The 15111-nt window shown below is 69.6% G+C and carries 12 protein-coding genes; 11 read left to right on the forward strand and 1 reads right to left on the reverse strand.

Annotated features, from left to right (window positions below):
- Nucleotides 1-111: 111 nt before the first annotated feature.
- Together ACFYO0_RS37725 and ACFYO0_RS37730 are read left to right on the forward strand one after the other, a co-directional pair.
- Nucleotides 112-1545 (forward strand): NAD-dependent malic enzyme, encoded by a 1434-nt coding sequence (locus tag ACFYO0_RS37725; protein ID WP_388685441.1) that lies wholly within the window; start codon nt 112-114, stop codon nt 1543-1545.
- Between the two features lie 422 nt (nt 1546-1967).
- On the forward strand, nt 1968-2249 hold the full coding sequence (locus tag ACFYO0_RS37730) for an HU family DNA-binding protein (protein WP_054220032.1): 282 nt from the start codon (nt 1968-1970) through the stop codon (nt 2247-2249).
- A gap of 172 nt (nt 2250-2421) precedes the next feature.
- Here the strand turns inward: ACFYO0_RS37730 and murA are convergent, their stop codons facing one another.
- Nucleotides 2422-3768, reverse strand: coding sequence for a UDP-N-acetylglucosamine 1-carboxyvinyltransferase (gene murA / locus ACFYO0_RS37735; protein ID WP_388685444.1), 1347 nt, complete (start codon nt 3766-3768; stop codon nt 2422-2424).
- A gap of 291 nt (nt 3769-4059) precedes the next feature.
- On the opposite strand from murA, the gene ACFYO0_RS37740 reads away from it, so the two are divergent.
- The 9 genes from ACFYO0_RS37740 (at nt 4060) to ACFYO0_RS37780 (ending at nt 15110) form a co-directional block, all read left to right on the forward strand.
- Nucleotides 4060-4632 carry a YqgE/AlgH family protein gene (locus ACFYO0_RS37740; protein WP_344387269.1) on the forward strand — a complete coding sequence of 191 codons (573 nt, stop codon included), beginning with the start codon at nt 4060-4062 and terminating at the stop codon, nt 4630-4632.
- A gap of 29 nt (nt 4633-4661) precedes the next feature.
- The gene (locus tag ACFYO0_RS37745) at nt 4662-4955 is read left to right on the forward strand and encodes a DUF3039 domain-containing protein (RefSeq protein ID WP_165263639.1); all 294 of its coding nucleotides are present in this window, start codon (nt 4662-4664) and stop codon (nt 4953-4955) included.
- A 266-nt stretch (nt 4956-5221) separates the two neighbouring features.
- Nucleotides 5222-6538, forward strand: a complete 1317-nt coding sequence (locus ACFYO0_RS37750; RefSeq protein ID WP_388685447.1) for an extracellular solute-binding protein — start codon at nt 5222-5224, stop codon at nt 6536-6538.
- A 5-nt stretch (nt 6539-6543) separates the two neighbouring features.
- The gene (locus tag ACFYO0_RS37755) at nt 6544-7554 is read left to right on the forward strand and encodes a carbohydrate ABC transporter permease (RefSeq protein ID WP_388685449.1); all 1011 of its coding nucleotides are present in this window, start codon (nt 6544-6546) and stop codon (nt 7552-7554) included.
- Nucleotides 7551-8426, forward strand: coding sequence for a carbohydrate ABC transporter permease (locus tag ACFYO0_RS37760; protein WP_388685451.1), 876 nt, complete (start codon nt 7551-7553; stop codon nt 8424-8426). The genes ACFYO0_RS37755 and ACFYO0_RS37760 overlap by 4 nt, the downstream gene beginning before the upstream one ends.
- A gap of 10 nt (nt 8427-8436) precedes the next feature.
- Nucleotides 8437-10077 (forward strand): beta-N-acetylhexosaminidase, encoded by a 1641-nt coding sequence (locus ACFYO0_RS37765; protein ID WP_388685629.1) that lies wholly within the window; start codon nt 8437-8439, stop codon nt 10075-10077.
- Nucleotides 10078-10354: 277 nt separating this feature from the next.
- The gene (locus ACFYO0_RS37770; protein ID WP_388685454.1) at nt 10355-11248 is read left to right on the forward strand and encodes an FAD binding domain-containing protein; all 894 of its coding nucleotides are present in this window, start codon (nt 10355-10357) and stop codon (nt 11246-11248) included.
- Nucleotides 11245-12801, forward strand: a complete 1557-nt coding sequence (locus ACFYO0_RS37775) for a 2Fe-2S iron-sulfur cluster-binding protein (protein WP_388685456.1) — start codon at nt 11245-11247, stop codon at nt 12799-12801. The genes ACFYO0_RS37770 and ACFYO0_RS37775 overlap by 4 nt, the downstream gene beginning before the upstream one ends.
- Nucleotides 12798-15110 (forward strand): xanthine dehydrogenase family protein molybdopterin-binding subunit, encoded by a 2313-nt coding sequence (locus ACFYO0_RS37780; protein WP_388685459.1) that lies wholly within the window; start codon nt 12798-12800, stop codon nt 15108-15110. Before ACFYO0_RS37775 ends, ACFYO0_RS37780 begins: the two co-directional genes overlap by 4 nt.
- Nucleotide 15111 lies beyond the last annotated feature (1 nt).

Genomic DNA, 15111 nt, shown 5'->3' on the forward strand with positions numbered 1-15111 from the left:
ACAAAACGTTCGCAACCCGGGGTGGCTACCGTGTACTCCGCGGTAGGTGCGACGATCGGACGGCATACGAGCGACACACAGCGAACACGGTGAAAGCAGAGGAAGTCGGCCATGGCAACGGCGCCCAGCGTCTCCTACTCGATGACGGTCCGGCTGGAGGTGCCCGCGAGCGGAACCGCGGTCTCCCAGCTCACCGGAGCCGTCGAGTCCCACGGAGGCTCGGTGACCGGCCTCGACGTCACGGCGTCCGGCCACGAGAAGCTCCGGATCGACGTCACCATCGCGGCGACGTCGACGGCGCACGCGGACGAGATCGTCGAGCAGCTGCGCGGCATCGAGGGAGTCACGCTCGGCAAGGTGTCCGACCGTACGTTCCTGATGCACCTCGGCGGCAAGATCGAGATGCAGTCCAAGCACCCGATCCGCAACCGTGACGACCTCTCGATGATCTATACGCCGGGTGTGGCCCGCGTCTGCATGGCGATCGCCGAGAACCCCGAGGACGCCCGCCGACTGACCATCAAGCGCAACTCGGTCGCGGTGGTGACGGACGGTTCGGCGGTGCTGGGCCTCGGCAACATAGGGCCCAAGGCGGCCCTGCCCGTGATGGAGGGCAAGGCGGCCCTCTTCAAACGCTTCGCCGGCATCGACGCCTGGCCGCTGTGCCTGGACACCCAGGACACGGACGCGATCGTCGAGATCGTCAAGGCCATCGCGCCGGGCTTCGCGGGCATCAACCTCGAGGACATCTCGGCTCCGCGCTGCTTCGAGATCGAGGCCCGCCTGCGCGAGGCCCTCGACATCCCCGTCTTCCACGACGACCAGCACGGCACCGCCATCGTCGTACTCGCCGCCCTGACGAACGCGCTGCGCGTCGCGGGCAAGGCGATCGGCGACATCCGCGTCGTCATGTCCGGCGCGGGGGCGGCCGGTACGGCCATCCTCAAGCTGCTGATCGCGGCGGGCGTCAAGCACGCCGTCGTCGCCGACATCCACGGTGTCGTCCACGCAGGCCGCGAGGACCTGATGCAGGCCGCGCCCGATTCGCCACTGCGATGGATCGCCGACAACACCAACCCCGAGGGTGTCACGGGCACGTTGAAGGAAGCCGTGCGCGGATCCGACGTGTTCATCGGTGTATCGGCGCCCAATGTGCTGGACGGCGACGACGTGGCGGCGATGGCCGAGGGTGCGATCGTGTTCGCGCTCGCGAACCCCGACCCCGAGGTCGACCCGGCGGTCGCCCGCCAGACGGCGGCGGTCGTGGCCACGGGCCGCTCCGACTTCCCGAACCAGATCAACAACGTGCTGGTCTTCCCGGGCGTCTTCCGCGGCCTCCTGGACGCCCAGTCCCGCACGGTCAACACGGAGATGATGCTGGCCGCCGCGACGGCCCTCGCGGACGTGGTGACCGAGGACGAGCTGAACCCGAACTACATCATCCCGAGCGTCTTCAACGACAAGGTCGCCGGGGCGGTCGCGGGAGCGGTGCGCAACGCGGCGAAGGCGGCGGGCGCGGCGGTCACGGGCAGCACGACGGCCTGAGCCGCCGTGACCCAAGCCGAACACAGGCTGACCCGAGCGGATTGGCCCGGTCCGGCTGCGTCGTACGCTGTGATGGTCGCCACGGCGGCCCGGATACGGCGCGTCGTGGGACCCGCTGTCCCTGGCCGCCCCTAGGGTTGCGGCCAGGCTCAGGCCTTGCAGGCCCTGCGATCTGCTGCCGGGAGCAGACGGAGCGTCGCCGTTTCGCGGCTGTGGCGCTTTTCGTGTGACTCCCAGGGGCGCCGGATTGGCTTTCCCGCCGCAGGTGCGGGCAGGATGCGTCTCTGGGCGCGAGGGTCTGGCTTTGGACCCGGGTCCGGGGACCGACCGAGGACCCTGGCAGCATCGGCTCCGCTGGTGCTCATCATGCGGCTCCGCCGCGTGGCACGCCTCAACGGCAAGAAGAACACGGGAGTAACAACATGAACCGCAGTGAGCTGGTGGCCGCGCTGGCCGACCGCGCCGAGGTGACCCGCAAGGACGCCGACGCCGTTCTGGCCGCGTTCGCCGAGACCGTCGGCGAGATTGTCGCGAAGGGCGACGAGAAGGTCACCATCCCCGGCTTCCTGACCTTCGAGCGCACCCACCGTGCCGCTCGCACCGCGCGCAACCCGCAGACCGGCGACCCGATCCAGATCCCGGCCGGCTACAGCGTGAAGGTCTCCGCTGGAAGCAAGCTGAAGGAAGCCGCAAAGGGCCAGTGACCTTGCCGTCTACACCGTCATGGACGGTGTATGGCGCCTAGGCAATGCGAATGGGGCGGCACCCGGAAGTCCGGGTGCCGCCCCATCGTCGTCGCGCGCTCACAAGTGGCCTCGAACTCCCCCACTCTCGGCTTCGCTCGAGCGGGGGACCCCCATGCCGGGCTGCTTTTGGCTAGCCGAGCGCCTTGCCCGGCAGTTCCACCTTCGCGCCCAGGTCCCCCAGCTTCTCCATGAAGTTCTCGTAACCGCGGTTGATCAGGTCGATGCCGTGGACCCGGGACGTGCCCTGGGCCGCCAGGGCCGCGATGAGGTACGAGAAGCCGCCGCGGAGGTCGGGGATGACCAGGTCGGCGCCCTGGAGCTTCGTCGGGCCCGAGACGACCGCGGAGTGCAGGAAGTTGCGCTGGCCGAAGCGGCAGTTGGAGCCGCCGAGGCACTCGCGGTAGAGCTGGATGTGCGCGCCCATCTGGTTCAGGGCGGAGGTGAAGCCGAGGCGGGACTCGTACACCGTCTCGTGGACGATCGACAGGCCCGTCGCCTGCGTCAGGGCGACGACGAGCGGCTGCTGCCAGTCGGTCTGGAAGCCGGGGGCCACGTCCGTCTCCAGCGCGATGGACTTCAGCTGGCCGCCGGGGTGCCAGAAGCGGATGCCCTCGTCGTCGATCTCAAACGCGCCACCGACCTTCCGGTAGGTGTTCAGGAACGACATCATCGAGCGCTGCTGGGCACCGCGGACGTAGATGTTGCCTTCGGTCGCCAGGGCCGCGGAAGCCCACGAGGCGGCCTCCAGGCGGTCCGGAAGGGCCGCGTGGGTGTAGCCGCCGAGCTTGTCCACGCCCGTGACGCGGATGGTGCGGTCGGTGTCCATCGCGATGATGGCGCCCATTTTCTGCAGGACGCAGATGAGGTCCTCGATCTCCGGCTCCACGGCCGCGTTCGAGAGCTCCGTGACGCCCTCCGCGAGGACGGCCGTCAGCAGCACCTGCTCGGTCGCGCCCACGGACGGGTACGGCAGCGTGATCTTCGTGCCGCGCAGCCGCTGCGGAGCCTCCAGGTACTGGCCGTCCGCCCGCTTCTCGATCTTCGCGCCGAACTGCCGCAGCACCTCGAAGTGGAAGTCGATCGGCCGGCCGCCGATGTCACAGCCGCCCAGGCCCGGGATGAACGCGTGGCCGAGACGGTGCAGCAGCGGTCCGCAGAACAGGATCGGGATGCGAGAGGAGCCCGCGTGCGCGTCGATGTCCGCGACGTTCGCGCTCTCCACGTGCGAGGGGTCCAGGATCAGCTCGCCCGGTTCCTCTCCCGGCCGGACCGTCACTCCGTGCAGCTGCAGCAGCCCGCGTACGACGCGTACGTCGCGGATGTCGGGCACATTGCGCAGCCGACTCGGAGCGCTGCCGAGCAGGGCGGCGACCATGGCCTTCGGTACGAGGTTCTTCGCACCACGAACACGGATCTCACCCTCCAGCGGGGTTCCGCCGTGGACAAGCAGGACGTCGTCTGAACCGTTGACGGTCATGTATCTCGCGTTCCGATGAAGTTGGACAGGGGCAGGTTCACAGGGACAGGTTCGCTGGGCGGCCGGTGAACCGGAGAAGCAAGCGTAATGGCCGCCTACCCCGGTATCGGTAGCCCAAGTGCGGCTCAGCTCCGTCATAGCTTTGCCACAACACGAACGGTTCTCCGGCGGGTACGCGGGGTCACTGGCGCGGCCGTGCGCTCTGCTTGCTTCTGTACGCCCTGAGCTGCCTTCACCTCTGCATTGGCAATGCCTCCCCTCCCAGAGGGAAGATGCGGGATCATGTCTGGCATGACCGAGGTGTCCTCGCTCACAGGGCGGCTGCTCGTGGCCACTCCCGCCCTGGCGGACCCGAACTTCGACCGCGCTGTGGTGCTGCTCCTCGACCACGACGAGGAGGGTTCCCTGGGTGTCGTCCTCAACCGCCCCACCCCGGTGGACGTCGGCGACATCCTCGAGGGCTGGGCGGACCTCGCAGGTGAGCCCGGCGTCGTCTTCCAGGGCGGGCCGGTCTCGCTCGACTCGGCGCTCGGCGTCGCGGTCATCCCCGGCGGCTCCTTGGGGGAGCGTGCACCGCTCGGCTGGCGCCGGGTGCACGGCGCGATCGGGCTCGTGGACCTGGAGGCCCCGCCGGAGCTGCTCGCCTCGGCCGTCGGCAGTCTGCGGATCTTCGCCGGGTACGCCGGTTGGGGCCCGGGCCAGCTGGAGGACGAACTGGTCGAGGGAGCCTGGTACGTGGTCGAGTCCGAGCCCGGCGACGTCTCCTCCCCTTCTCCGGAACGGCTGTGGCGCGAGGTGCTCCGCAGGCAGCGCAACGAGCTGGCGATGGTGGCCACGTACCCGGATGACCCTTCGCTCAACTGATGCCTGTGAGCTTCAGTACCCTTGCAGTCATGAGCACTCTTGAGCCTGAGACCCAGCCTCAGCGCGGGACTGGTACGGGGACCCTGGTCGAGCCGGCGCCGCAGACCTCGCACGGCGACGGTGACCACGAGCGCTTCGCCCATTACGTCCAGAAGGACAAGATCATGGCGAGCGCGCTGGACGGCACGCCTGTCGTCGCGCTCTGCGGCAAGGTGTGGGTCCCGGGCCGCGATCCGAAGAAGTATCCCGTGTGTCCCATGTGCAAGGAGATCTACGAGTCCATGGGCTCCGGGGGAGACCAGGGCAAGGGCGGCGACAAGTAACGCCCGTTTTCCTTCGGCGACGGTTCGTCGCGTAGCCCGGCATGCCTGATGAGGCCGCGGCACCCGAGTGCGGGTGCCGCGGCCTCGTTGTGTCCGGGTTGTGTGTCCAGGGCCGTTGCACAGGGCGCTTTCGGCGGTCACAGAGTGGTAGAGACCTCTTGGTTGGTCTTGTTTGCATGTCCATGAACTCCTAGCCTCCGTTGTGTTGTGCAGAGTGAAACAAGCATTGCGCATGTTGCAACACTCGCCCTTTCGGAGGATGCCCGATGAAGTTCCCCGTCAGATTCCCTGTCCGAACAGCCGCCCCGGTAGCCGCACTTGTGGTCGCCGCCCTCACCGCGACCGCCTGTGCCCCCCAGACCTCCGACAACTCCGGCGGTACGGACGAGAAGAGCGGGACGCTGCGCGTGTGGCTCTTCCAAGAGGTCAGCAACGGGCCGAAGGAGAAGGTCGTCCAGGCCACCGTGGACGCCTTCGAGAAGGCCAACGAGGGGACGCAGGTCGAGGTCGAGTACATACCCGTCGAGACCCGCGCCCAGCGGATCAAGGCCGCCTTCAACGACCCCAAGAGCGCGCCGGATCTCATGGAGTACGGCAACACCGACACCGCCGGGTACGTCAAGGACGGTGGACTCGCCGACGTGACCAAGGAGTTCACGGACTGGAACGAGGCCAAGGACAGCGACCCGACGGCCAAACAGTCCGTGACGGTCGACGGGAAGATCTACGGCGCCCCGTTCTTCGTCGGCGTCCGCGCGCTGTACTACCGCACCGACGTCTTCAAGGAACTGGACCTCGAAGTTCCCAGGACACAGAGCGAGTTGATCTCCACCGCCAAGGAGATCCGGCAGGCGAAGCCCGAGCTGTACGGGCTGGCGGTCGGCGGGGCGTTCACATACGGCGCGATGCCGTTCGTCTGGTCCAACGGCGGCGAGATCGCCGAGGGCAAGGGCGGTTCGTACGCGGCGTCGATCGACAGCCCGGCGGCCCAGAAGGGCATCAAGGCGTACACCTCGCTGTTCGGCGACGACAACTGCCCGGCCGCCAAGTGCGCGAGCATGGGCGGCAACGACACGATCACGGCCTTCGCCTCCGGCAAGGCGGGCATGGCGATCGGCGGTGACTTCAACCACCAGGCGGTCGAGGCCGGGACCGTCAAGGGCAAGTACGCCGTCGTACCGCTGCCGGGTCTGAAGTCGGGCGAGATCGCACCTGCCTTCGCGGGCGGCAACAACATCGGCGTACTGAAGAGCACTTCGCACCGTACGCTCGCCGTCGACCTGATGAAGCAGCTCGCGTCGAAGAAGACGCAGGGCGAGCTCTTCGACGCGATGGGCTTCCTGCCGACGTACTCGGACGTGCGTGCGGACGTCGCGAAGAAGGAGCCGTTCGTCGCGCCCTTCGTCGAGACGCTCGGCGCGGGCACCAAGTTCGTGCCCGCCTCCCCGGCCTGGGCCGAGATCGACGCCTCGCTCGTCCTGCCGACGATGTTCCAGGAGATCGTCAGCGGCAAGAAGAACGTGGCCACGGCTTCGAAGGACGCGGCGACAAAGATGAACGCCGCGTTCAGCTCCGCGGGGTGAAGCGGATGACGGAGGGTGCGTCCCCGGCAGCCCCGCCGCTTCCTGCCGCGAGTTCGCCGGGCGGGGTGACGGCCTCGCCCGGCCGGGTGGCGGCGGGCCCGGCGCGTGGGGGCGCAGCGCCGGGGCGGAAGTCGCGGCGCGGCAGGGCGGGCTGGGCTCCTTGGATCTACCTCGCTCCCGCCCTTGTCGTCATCGGTGGGCTGCTCGTCTATCCCGTCTACCAGCTCGGGCTGATCTCCTTTCTGGAGTACACGCAGGCCCAGGTCAGCGGCGGTGAACCGACGACCTTCCAGGGTTTCGGGAACTACGCCACGCTCTTCGGGGACGAGCAGTTCTGGCAAGTGCTGCTCGCCACCGTGGTGTTCGCGGCGGCGTGCGTCGTGGCGACGCTCGCGGTCGGCTGCGCGCTCGCCGTGCTGCTGACGCGCGTACGGGCGCTGCCGCGGCTCGCACTGATGCTGGCCGCGCTGGGCGCGTGGGCCACGCCCGCGATCACCGGCTCCACGGTCTGGCTGTTCCTGTTCGACCCCGACTTCGGGCCGGTCAACCGGATGCTGGGGCTCGGCGACCACTCGTGGACGTACGGCCGTTACAGCGCCTTCACCCTCGTACTCCTCGAAGTCGTCTGGTGCTCCTTCCCGTTCGTGATGGTCACGGTGTACGCGGGCATCCGCGCCGTACCCGGCGAGGTGCTGGAGGCTGCGGCCCTGGACGGCGCCTCCCAGTGGCGCATCTGGCGCTCGGTGCTCGCGCCGATGCTCCGGCCGATCCTCGTGGTCGTCACCATCCAGTCGGTCATCTGGGACTTCAAGGTCTTCACCCAGATCTACGTCATGACGAACGGCGGAGGCATCGCCGGTCAGAACCTCGTGCTGAACGTGTACGCGTACCAGAAGGCGTTCGCGTCCTCGCAGTACAGCCTCGGCTCGGCGATCGGAGTGGTGATGCTGCTGATTCTGCTGGCAGTCACGCTGGTCTATCTGCGGCTGCTGCGCAGGCAGGGGGAGGAGCTGTGAGTGCGTTGAGTTCGGTGCGGTCGTTCAGGTTCCCCACGCGTTTGCGGGTGCGGCGGCCCTGGCGGCTGGCCGCCGAGGCGTCGGCTCTGCTGATCGCCGCGGTGGTCGCGTTCCCCCTCTACTGGATGGTGCTCAGCGCCTTCAAACCGGCCGGCGAGATCGAGTCGACCGAGGCCCGCCCCTGGACGCTCACGCCGTCCCTGGACTCCTTCCGGCGCGTCTTCGGACAGCAGGAATTCGGCCGCTACTTCGTCAACAGCCTTCTCGTCGCGGTCACCGTGGTCATCGTCTCCGCACTGATCGCGTTCCTCGCGGCGACGGCCGTGACACGGTTCCGCTTCCGCTTCCGTACGACCCTGCTGATCATGTTCCTCATCGCGCAGATGGTGCCGATCGAGGCCCTGACGATCCCCCTCTTCTTCCTGATGCGGGACTTCGGTCAGCTGAACACTCTGGGATCGCTGATCCTGCCGCACATCGCCTTCTCCCTGCCGTTCGCGATCTGGATGCTGCGGGGCTTCGTGAAGGCGGTTCCTGAGGCGCTGGAGGAGGCGGCGTACATCGACGGGGCGAGCCGGGCCCGCTTCCTGTGGCAGATCCTCTTCCCGCTGGTCTTTCCGGGGCTTGTGGCCACGAGCGTGTTCTCCTTCATCTCCACCTGGAACGACTTCCTGTTCGCCAAGTCCTTCATCATCAGCGACACTTCGCAGTCGACTCTGCCGATGGCCCTCCTTGTCTTCTACAACCCGGACAAGCCGGACTGGGGCGGTGTGATGGCGGCGTCCACGGTGATGACGATTCCGGTTCTGGTCTTCTTCGTACTCGTACAGCGACGGCTGGTCTCCGGACTGGGCGGCGCGGTAAAGGACTGACGTGATTTCACTGACGGATGTGATTCCGGTGCCCCTGAGCGCCGAGGCCAGGGGCGAGGAGGTCTTCGTCCTCGACTGGGACACCGGCATCGAGGAGGGCCGGGGTGCCGAGCCGGTCGCGCAGTGGCTGCGCGCGACCGTGGGCGCCGCGACCGGCCTGCCGCTGCGGCAGGCCGCCGAGGTGCCGGACGGCGCGAACCGCATCCTGCTGCGGATCCAGCCGCCCCTCGCCGACGAACTCGGCAGCCCCGAGGCGTACCGCCTCACCGTTGACGGCGACCGGGTCGTCATCGCCGGGGCGAGCGCGGCCGGCCTGTTCTGGGGTGCCCAGACATTCCGTCAGCTGCTCGGCCCGGACGCCTTCCGCCGCGCGCCGGTGACCAGGAAGCCGGAGTGGGAAGTGCCCCTGGTCACCATCCGCGACGCCCCCCGCTTCCCCTGGCGCGGCCTCATGCTCGACGTCTCACGCCACTTCATGCCCAAGGACGGGGTGCTGCGCTATCTCGACCTGATGGCCGCGCACAAGCTGAACGTCTTCCACTTCCACCTCACCGACGACCAGGGCTGGCGCATCGAGATCAAGCGGTACCCGAAGCTCACGGAGATCGGATCCTGGCGGGAGCGCACGAAATTCGGCCATCGCGCGTCGCCCCTTTGGGAGGAGAAGCCGCACGGCGGCTACTACACGCAGGACGACATCCGCGAGATCGTCGCGTACGCAGCCGAGCGGCATATCGCCGTCGTCCCCGAGATCGACATCCCGGGCCACTCGCAGGCCGCCATCGCCGCGTATCCGGAACTCGGCAACACCGACGTCATCGACACGACATCCCTCTCCGTCTGGGACAACTGGGGCGTCTCCCACAACGTACTGGCCCCCACTGACAACACCCTTCGGTTCTACGAGGGGGTCTTCGAGGAGGTCCTGGAGCTGTTCCCGTCGGAGTTCATCCACGTCGGAGGCGACGAGTGCGCCAAGGAGCAGTGGAGGCAGTCGCCGACGGCGCAGGCGCGGATCAGGGACCTGGGGCTCGCGGACGAGGACGAGTTGCAGTCGTGGTTCATTCGACACTTCGACAACTGGCTGACCGCGCGAGGGCGTCGGCTGATCGGCTGGGACGAGATCCTGGAGGGCGGCTTGGCTCCCGGCGCCGCCGTTTCGTCGTGGCGCGGCTATCAAGGCGGCATTACGGCAGCCCAAGCGGGCCACGACGTCGTCATGTGCCCTGAACAGCAGGTGTATCTGGACCACCGCCAGGACGGCGGCGCCGACGAACCGGTGCCCATCGGCTACGTACGGACCTTGCAGGACGTCTACCGCTTTGAGCCCGTACCACCGCAGTTGACCCCCGGCCAGGCACGGCATGTCCTTGGTACGCAGGCCAACCTGTGGACCGAGGTGATGGAGGACCACGCGCGCGTCGACTATCAGGCGTTTCCTCGGCTCGCCGCCTTCGCCGAGGTCGGGTGGAGTGTGCTGCCCGCACCCGCGGAACGCGACTTCGAGGGCTTCGAGCAGCGGATGACCACCCACTACAGGCGACTTGACGCCCTGGGAGTGGCCTATCGCCCGCCCACCGGCCCCCTGCCCTGGCAGCGGCGACCGGGGGTGCTCGGACGCCCGATCGAGGGGGCGCCCCCAAACGTGTGAGCCGACTCCCAAGGGGGTGCCGCGAACCGGCCGCCCTGGAACGGTGTCACCCGGGCGAAAGGCATCCAAGGGTCTGTGAAAACTGCCAATTCGCCCTGACCGGTGATGTCGTGCGAAATCGGGCAATTCTGTTGGTGACGGGTACGAAAGCCTCCTAGCGGACCCCCGCATCGTGCCGGGAGGAAGATGTGCCAGAGTTGCCACGTCCGCCCTGTCAGCACGTACCGTACGGCAACACAGGCGGGACCAGGTGGGACAGCGGGAAGGGGTAGCCGGTTTGACCACGCACGCACCGCAGGCGGCGCAGACCGTGACGCTGCCCGCCTCTCTGGACGAGGCCGTGGCGGCGCTCGCCGCCACGCCGGCGGCCGTTCCGGTGGCCGGCGGCACCGACCTCATGACCTCCGTCAACTCCGGGCACATGCGGCCCGCCGCGCTCGTCGGCCTCGGCCGGATCAGCGAGATCCGCGGCTGGCAGTACCAGGACGGCCACGCGCTGCTCGGCGCGGGCCTCACGCACGCCCGCATGGGCCGCCCCGACTTCGCGGCCCTGATCCCCGCCCTCGCGGCCGCCGCGAGAGCCGCAGGCCCCCCGCAGATCCGCAACGCGGGCACCCTGGGCGGCAACATCGCCTCCGCTGCCCCTACGGGGGACGCGCTTCCGGTACTGGCTGCCCTGGAGGCGACGTTGATCATCGCGGGCCAGGGTGGCGCCCGCCGTGAGATCCCTGTCTCGCATCTGCTCGCCGGCGTGGAGATGCTGCGCGCCGGCGAACTCATCGGGTTCGTGCGCGTGCCGTTGCTGCACGCCCCACAGGTCTTCCTGAAGGCGACGGGACGGACCGGCCCCGGACGCGCCCTGGCCTCCGTGGCATTCGTCCTCGACCCCGCCCGGCGCGGAGTGCGGTGCGCCGTCGGCGCCATAGCGCCGATGCCGCTGCGGCCCCTGGAGGCCGAGCAGTGGGTCGCCTCGCTGATCGACTGGGACAACAACCGGGCGATCGTGCCGGAGGCGCGGCACGCCTTCGGCGAGTACGTCGCCGCGGCCTGTATCCCCGACCCGGTCCCCGCGGAGGACGGCTCCGTGGAGCAACTGCCGCCCGCTGTACTGCACCTGCGGCGCACCGTCGCCGCGCTGGCCCGACGAGCACTGGGGAGGGCACTTTCGTGACCGACGACCAGCACGGAGAGGGCACCCCCCCGGCGGGCAGCCGTTGGGACCCGCTGCCCCAGGGCGACTACGACGACGGTGCCACCGCCTTCGTCCAGCTCCCCGAAGGGGGCATCGACGCACTCCGGTCCGACTCCCCGCTCGCCGCACCCGGTCACGGCTACGTACCGCCGCACATCGAGGCCGAGCAGGGGCAGCAGCCCCAGGAGGTGCGGTGGCCGGACCCGAACGCACAGCCTGGGGGGCACCCGCAGCAGCCCGCTCACGACGGTTTCTCGTACCACCCCGGGACCACCGGCCAGTGGACCTTCGAGGAGCCCGCACAGGACGGCTCGGGCGCTCCCGGGCACGACGTGACCGGACAGTGGTCCATCCCCGTCGCCGACGGTGATCTGCCCGACGAGTCCGGCGAGTTCACCACCTCGGCCCTGGTCGAGCAGTGGGGTGGTAGCCCTCCGGCAACGTTGCCGGGCGGGGCGGCGGCGCCTTGGGCGCAGGAGTCCTGGGCGCAGCCCGAGCAGCACGACTCCGAGCAGCTCGCCCCTTCGGACGAGGCCGCCCGCCATGCTGAGAGTTCCGCGGCTGCCCGCGCCGACGAGGCCGCCGAGATCATCGCCGTCTCCGGAGAGCACGCCGACGAAATCGCCGTCTCCGTAGAGAGCGGTACTGCGGAGAGGGCCCCGGGGGAGAGCGTCTCCGCAGAGCACGTCTCTGTGGAGCGCGAAGAGCCGGTGGAGGAGTCGCCCGAGTACGGCGCTCCGGAGCAAGGTTCTCCGGACCCCGCCGACGCACCGGGCGCCGAGTCCGACGCGGTGTCCCAGGAGGTGCGCGAGGCGCCCGCAGAGTCCTCGGGGTTCGCCGACGCCCCTCAGGACAGCGCCGAGGAGCCCGAGGACGGTGACTCCCCGAGTGCGCTTCACCACGACGAGATGCACCCCCTGGCCTCGTACGTCCTGCGGGTGAACGGCGTCGACCGGCCCGTGACAGCCGCCTGGATCGGCGAATCGCTCCTCTACGTGCTGCGCGAGCGGCTCGGACTCGCCGGCGCCAAGGACGGCTGCTCGCAGGGCGAGTGCGGGGCCTGCAATGTGCAGGTCGACGGACGGCTCGTGGCGTCCTGCCTGGTACCGGCCGTGACCACCGCGGGCAGCGAGGTGCGCACAGTCGAAGGGCTGGCCACCGACGGGCAGCCCTCGGATGTACAGCGGGCTCTCGCCAAGTGCGGCGCCGTGCAGTGCGGTTTCTGTATCCCGGGCATGGCGATGACCGTGCACGACCTCCTTGAGGGCAACCCGGCGCCCTCCGAGCTGGAGACCCGCAAGGCGCTGTCCGGCAACCTGTGCCGCTGCTCCGGCTACCGCGGCGTCCTGGACGCCGTGCGCGATGTCGTCGCCGAACGCGAGGCGCACGCGTCCGCCGAAACAACCCAGGACGCCGAGGAGGCCCGTATCCCCCACCAGGCGGGCCCCGGCGGGGGTAGCGTCAACCCATCGGCGTACGAGGCCTCAGCGGCGCGTGAGCAGCCCTACGGTCAGGACGGAGGCCAGGCGTGAGCAACGAAACCGCCACCACGACCACCGTGGAGGCCGCTCCCGCTCAGGACCCGTCGCCGGAGCACGGCCTGGGTGCGTCCCTGCCGTCCGCGGAGTCCCGCGCCAAGACGGAGGGCACGTTCCCGTACGCGGCCGACCTTTGGGCCGAGGGCCTGCTGTGGGCCGCCGTGCTGCGCTCACCGCACCCGCACGCGCGCATCGTCTCCATCGACACCAGCCACGCGCTCCAGATGGTCGGCGTCCGGGCCGTCGTCACGCACGAGGACGTACCGGGCAGCGCGATGTACGGCCGCGGCACGGCCGACCGCCCGGTGTTCGCCTCCGAGGTCGTACGCCACCACGGGGAGCCCATCGCGGCAGTGGCCGCCGACCACCCGGACACCGCGCGCATGGCCGCCGCCGCCGTCATCGTGGAGTACGAAGTACTCGACCCGGTGACCGACCCCGAGCAGGCCTTCGAAGCCGAACCCCTGCACCCCGACGGCAACCTGATCCGCCATATCCCGCTGCGGCACGGCGACTCCGAGGCCGCCGGCGACATCGTCGTCGAGGGCCTGTACCGCATCGGCCGCCAGGACCCGGCCCCGATCGGCGCGGAGGCGGGCCTCGCCGTGCCGCGCCCCGACGGTGGCGTCGAGCTCTACCTGGCCTCCACCGACCCGCACGCCGACCGCGACACCGCCGCCGCCTGCTATGGCCTGGAACCGGAGCGCGTGAAGGTCGTCGTCACCGGCGTGCCCGGCGCCACCGCCGACCGTGAGGACCAGGGCTTCCAGCTCCCCCTGGGGCTGCTTGCCCTGAAGACCGGGTGTCCGGTCAAACTCGCGGCGACGCGCGAAGAATCCTTCCTCGGACACGTCCACCGTCACCCCACCCTCCTGCGCTATCGCCACCACGCGGACGCCGAGGGCAGGCTGGTGAAGGTCGAGGCGCAGATCCTGCTCGACGGGGGCGCGTACACGGACACGTCGTCGGAGGCGCTGGCGACCGCGGTCTCCTTCGCCTGCGGCCCGTACGTCGTCCCGAACGCCTTCATCGAGGGCTGGGTCGTACGCACCAACAACCCGCCCTCCGGCCATGTGCGCGGCGAGGGCGCCATGCAGGTCTGCGCCGCCTACGAGGCGCAGATGGACAAGCTGGCGAAGAAGCTGGGCCTCGACCCGGCGGAGCTGCGCATGCGCAATGTGATGGCTACGGGGGACGTACTTCCCACCGGCCAGTCGGTGACCTGCCCGGCCCCCGTGGCCGAACTCCTCCAGACCGTACGGGACTTCCCGCTGCCCACCCTCCCCAAGGACACCCCCGCTGAGGACTGGCTGCTGCCGGGCGGTCCCGAGGGCGCGGGCGAACCGGGCGCCGTGCGGCGCGGTGTCGGCTACGGCCTCGGCATGGTCCACATGCTCGGCGCCGAGGGCGCGGACGAGGTCTCGACGGCCACCGTGAAGGTCCACGACGGCGTCGCCACGGTGCTCTGTGCGGCCGTGGAGACGGGCCAGGGCTTCACCACGCTGGCCCGGCAGATCGTCCAGGAGACGCTCGGCATCGAAGAGGTGCATGTCGCCTCCGTAGACACCGATCAGCCTCCGGCGGGACCGGGCTGCCGTGGCCGCCATACCTGGGTCTCCGGCGGCGCGGTCGAACGGGCCGCCAAGATGGTCCGTACACAGCTGCTGCAGCCCCTCGCGCACAAGTTCGGCATGTCCACGGAGCTGCTCCAGATCACCGACGGCAAGATCACCTCGTACGACGGCGTGCTGTCGACCACCGTCACGGAGGCGCTGGACGACAAGGAGCTGTGGGCCACCGCCCAGTGCCGCCCGCACCCCACCGAGCCACTGGACGCCGCCGGCCAGGGGGACGCCTTCGTGGGCATGGCCTTCTGCGCGATCCGCGCGGTCGTCGACGTCGACATCGAGCTGGGCTCCGTACGTGTCGTCGAACTGGCGCTCGCCCAGGATGTCGGGCGGATCCTGAACCCCGCACAGCTCAGGGCCCGCATCGAAGCCGGTGTCACCCAGGGCGTGGGCGCCGCCCTCACCGAGAACCTGCGCACCGCACGCGGCCTGGTCCGCCATCCCGACCTGACCGGTTACGCCCTGCCCACCGCCCTCGACACCCCCGACATCCGCATCGTCAAACTCCTCGAGGAACGCGACGTGGTGGCGCCCTTCGGAGCGAAGTCGGCCAGCGCGGTACCGGTGGTGACCACCCCGGCGGCGATCGCCTCCGCGGTAAGGGCCGCAACGGGGCGCCCGGTGAACCGGCTGCCGATCCGGCCGCAGGCGGCCGTGGTGACGAACGGGCAGTGAC

It is taken from the genome of Streptomyces sp. NPDC006365 (assembly GCF_042870755.1).
GTDB classification, from domain to species: domain Bacteria; phylum Actinomycetota; class Actinomycetes; order Streptomycetales; family Streptomycetaceae; genus Streptomyces; species Streptomyces xiangluensis.

Bases quoted from the DNA above. Each gene is read 5' to 3' on its own strand.
- ACFYO0_RS37725 (WP_388685441.1), top strand. From the start codon at position 112: ATGGCAACGGCGCCCAGCGTCTCCTACTCGATGACGGTCCGGCTGGAG.
- ACFYO0_RS37730 (WP_054220032.1), top strand. From the start codon at position 1,968: ATGAACCGCAGTGAGCTGGTGGCCGCGCTGGCCGACCGCGCCGAGGTG.
- murA (WP_388685444.1), bottom strand. From the start codon at position 3,768: ATGACCGTCAACGGTTCAGACGACGTCCTGCTTGTCCACGGCGGAACC.
- ACFYO0_RS37740 (WP_344387269.1), top strand. From the start codon at position 4,060: ATGACCGAGGTGTCCTCGCTCACAGGGCGGCTGCTCGTGGCCACTCCC.
- ACFYO0_RS37745 (WP_165263639.1), top strand. From the start codon at position 4,662: ATGAGCACTCTTGAGCCTGAGACCCAGCCTCAGCGCGGGACTGGTACG.
- ACFYO0_RS37750 (WP_388685447.1), top strand. From the start codon at position 5,222: ATGAAGTTCCCCGTCAGATTCCCTGTCCGAACAGCCGCCCCGGTAGCC.
- ACFYO0_RS37755 (WP_388685449.1), top strand. From the start codon at position 6,544: ATGACGGAGGGTGCGTCCCCGGCAGCCCCGCCGCTTCCTGCCGCGAGT.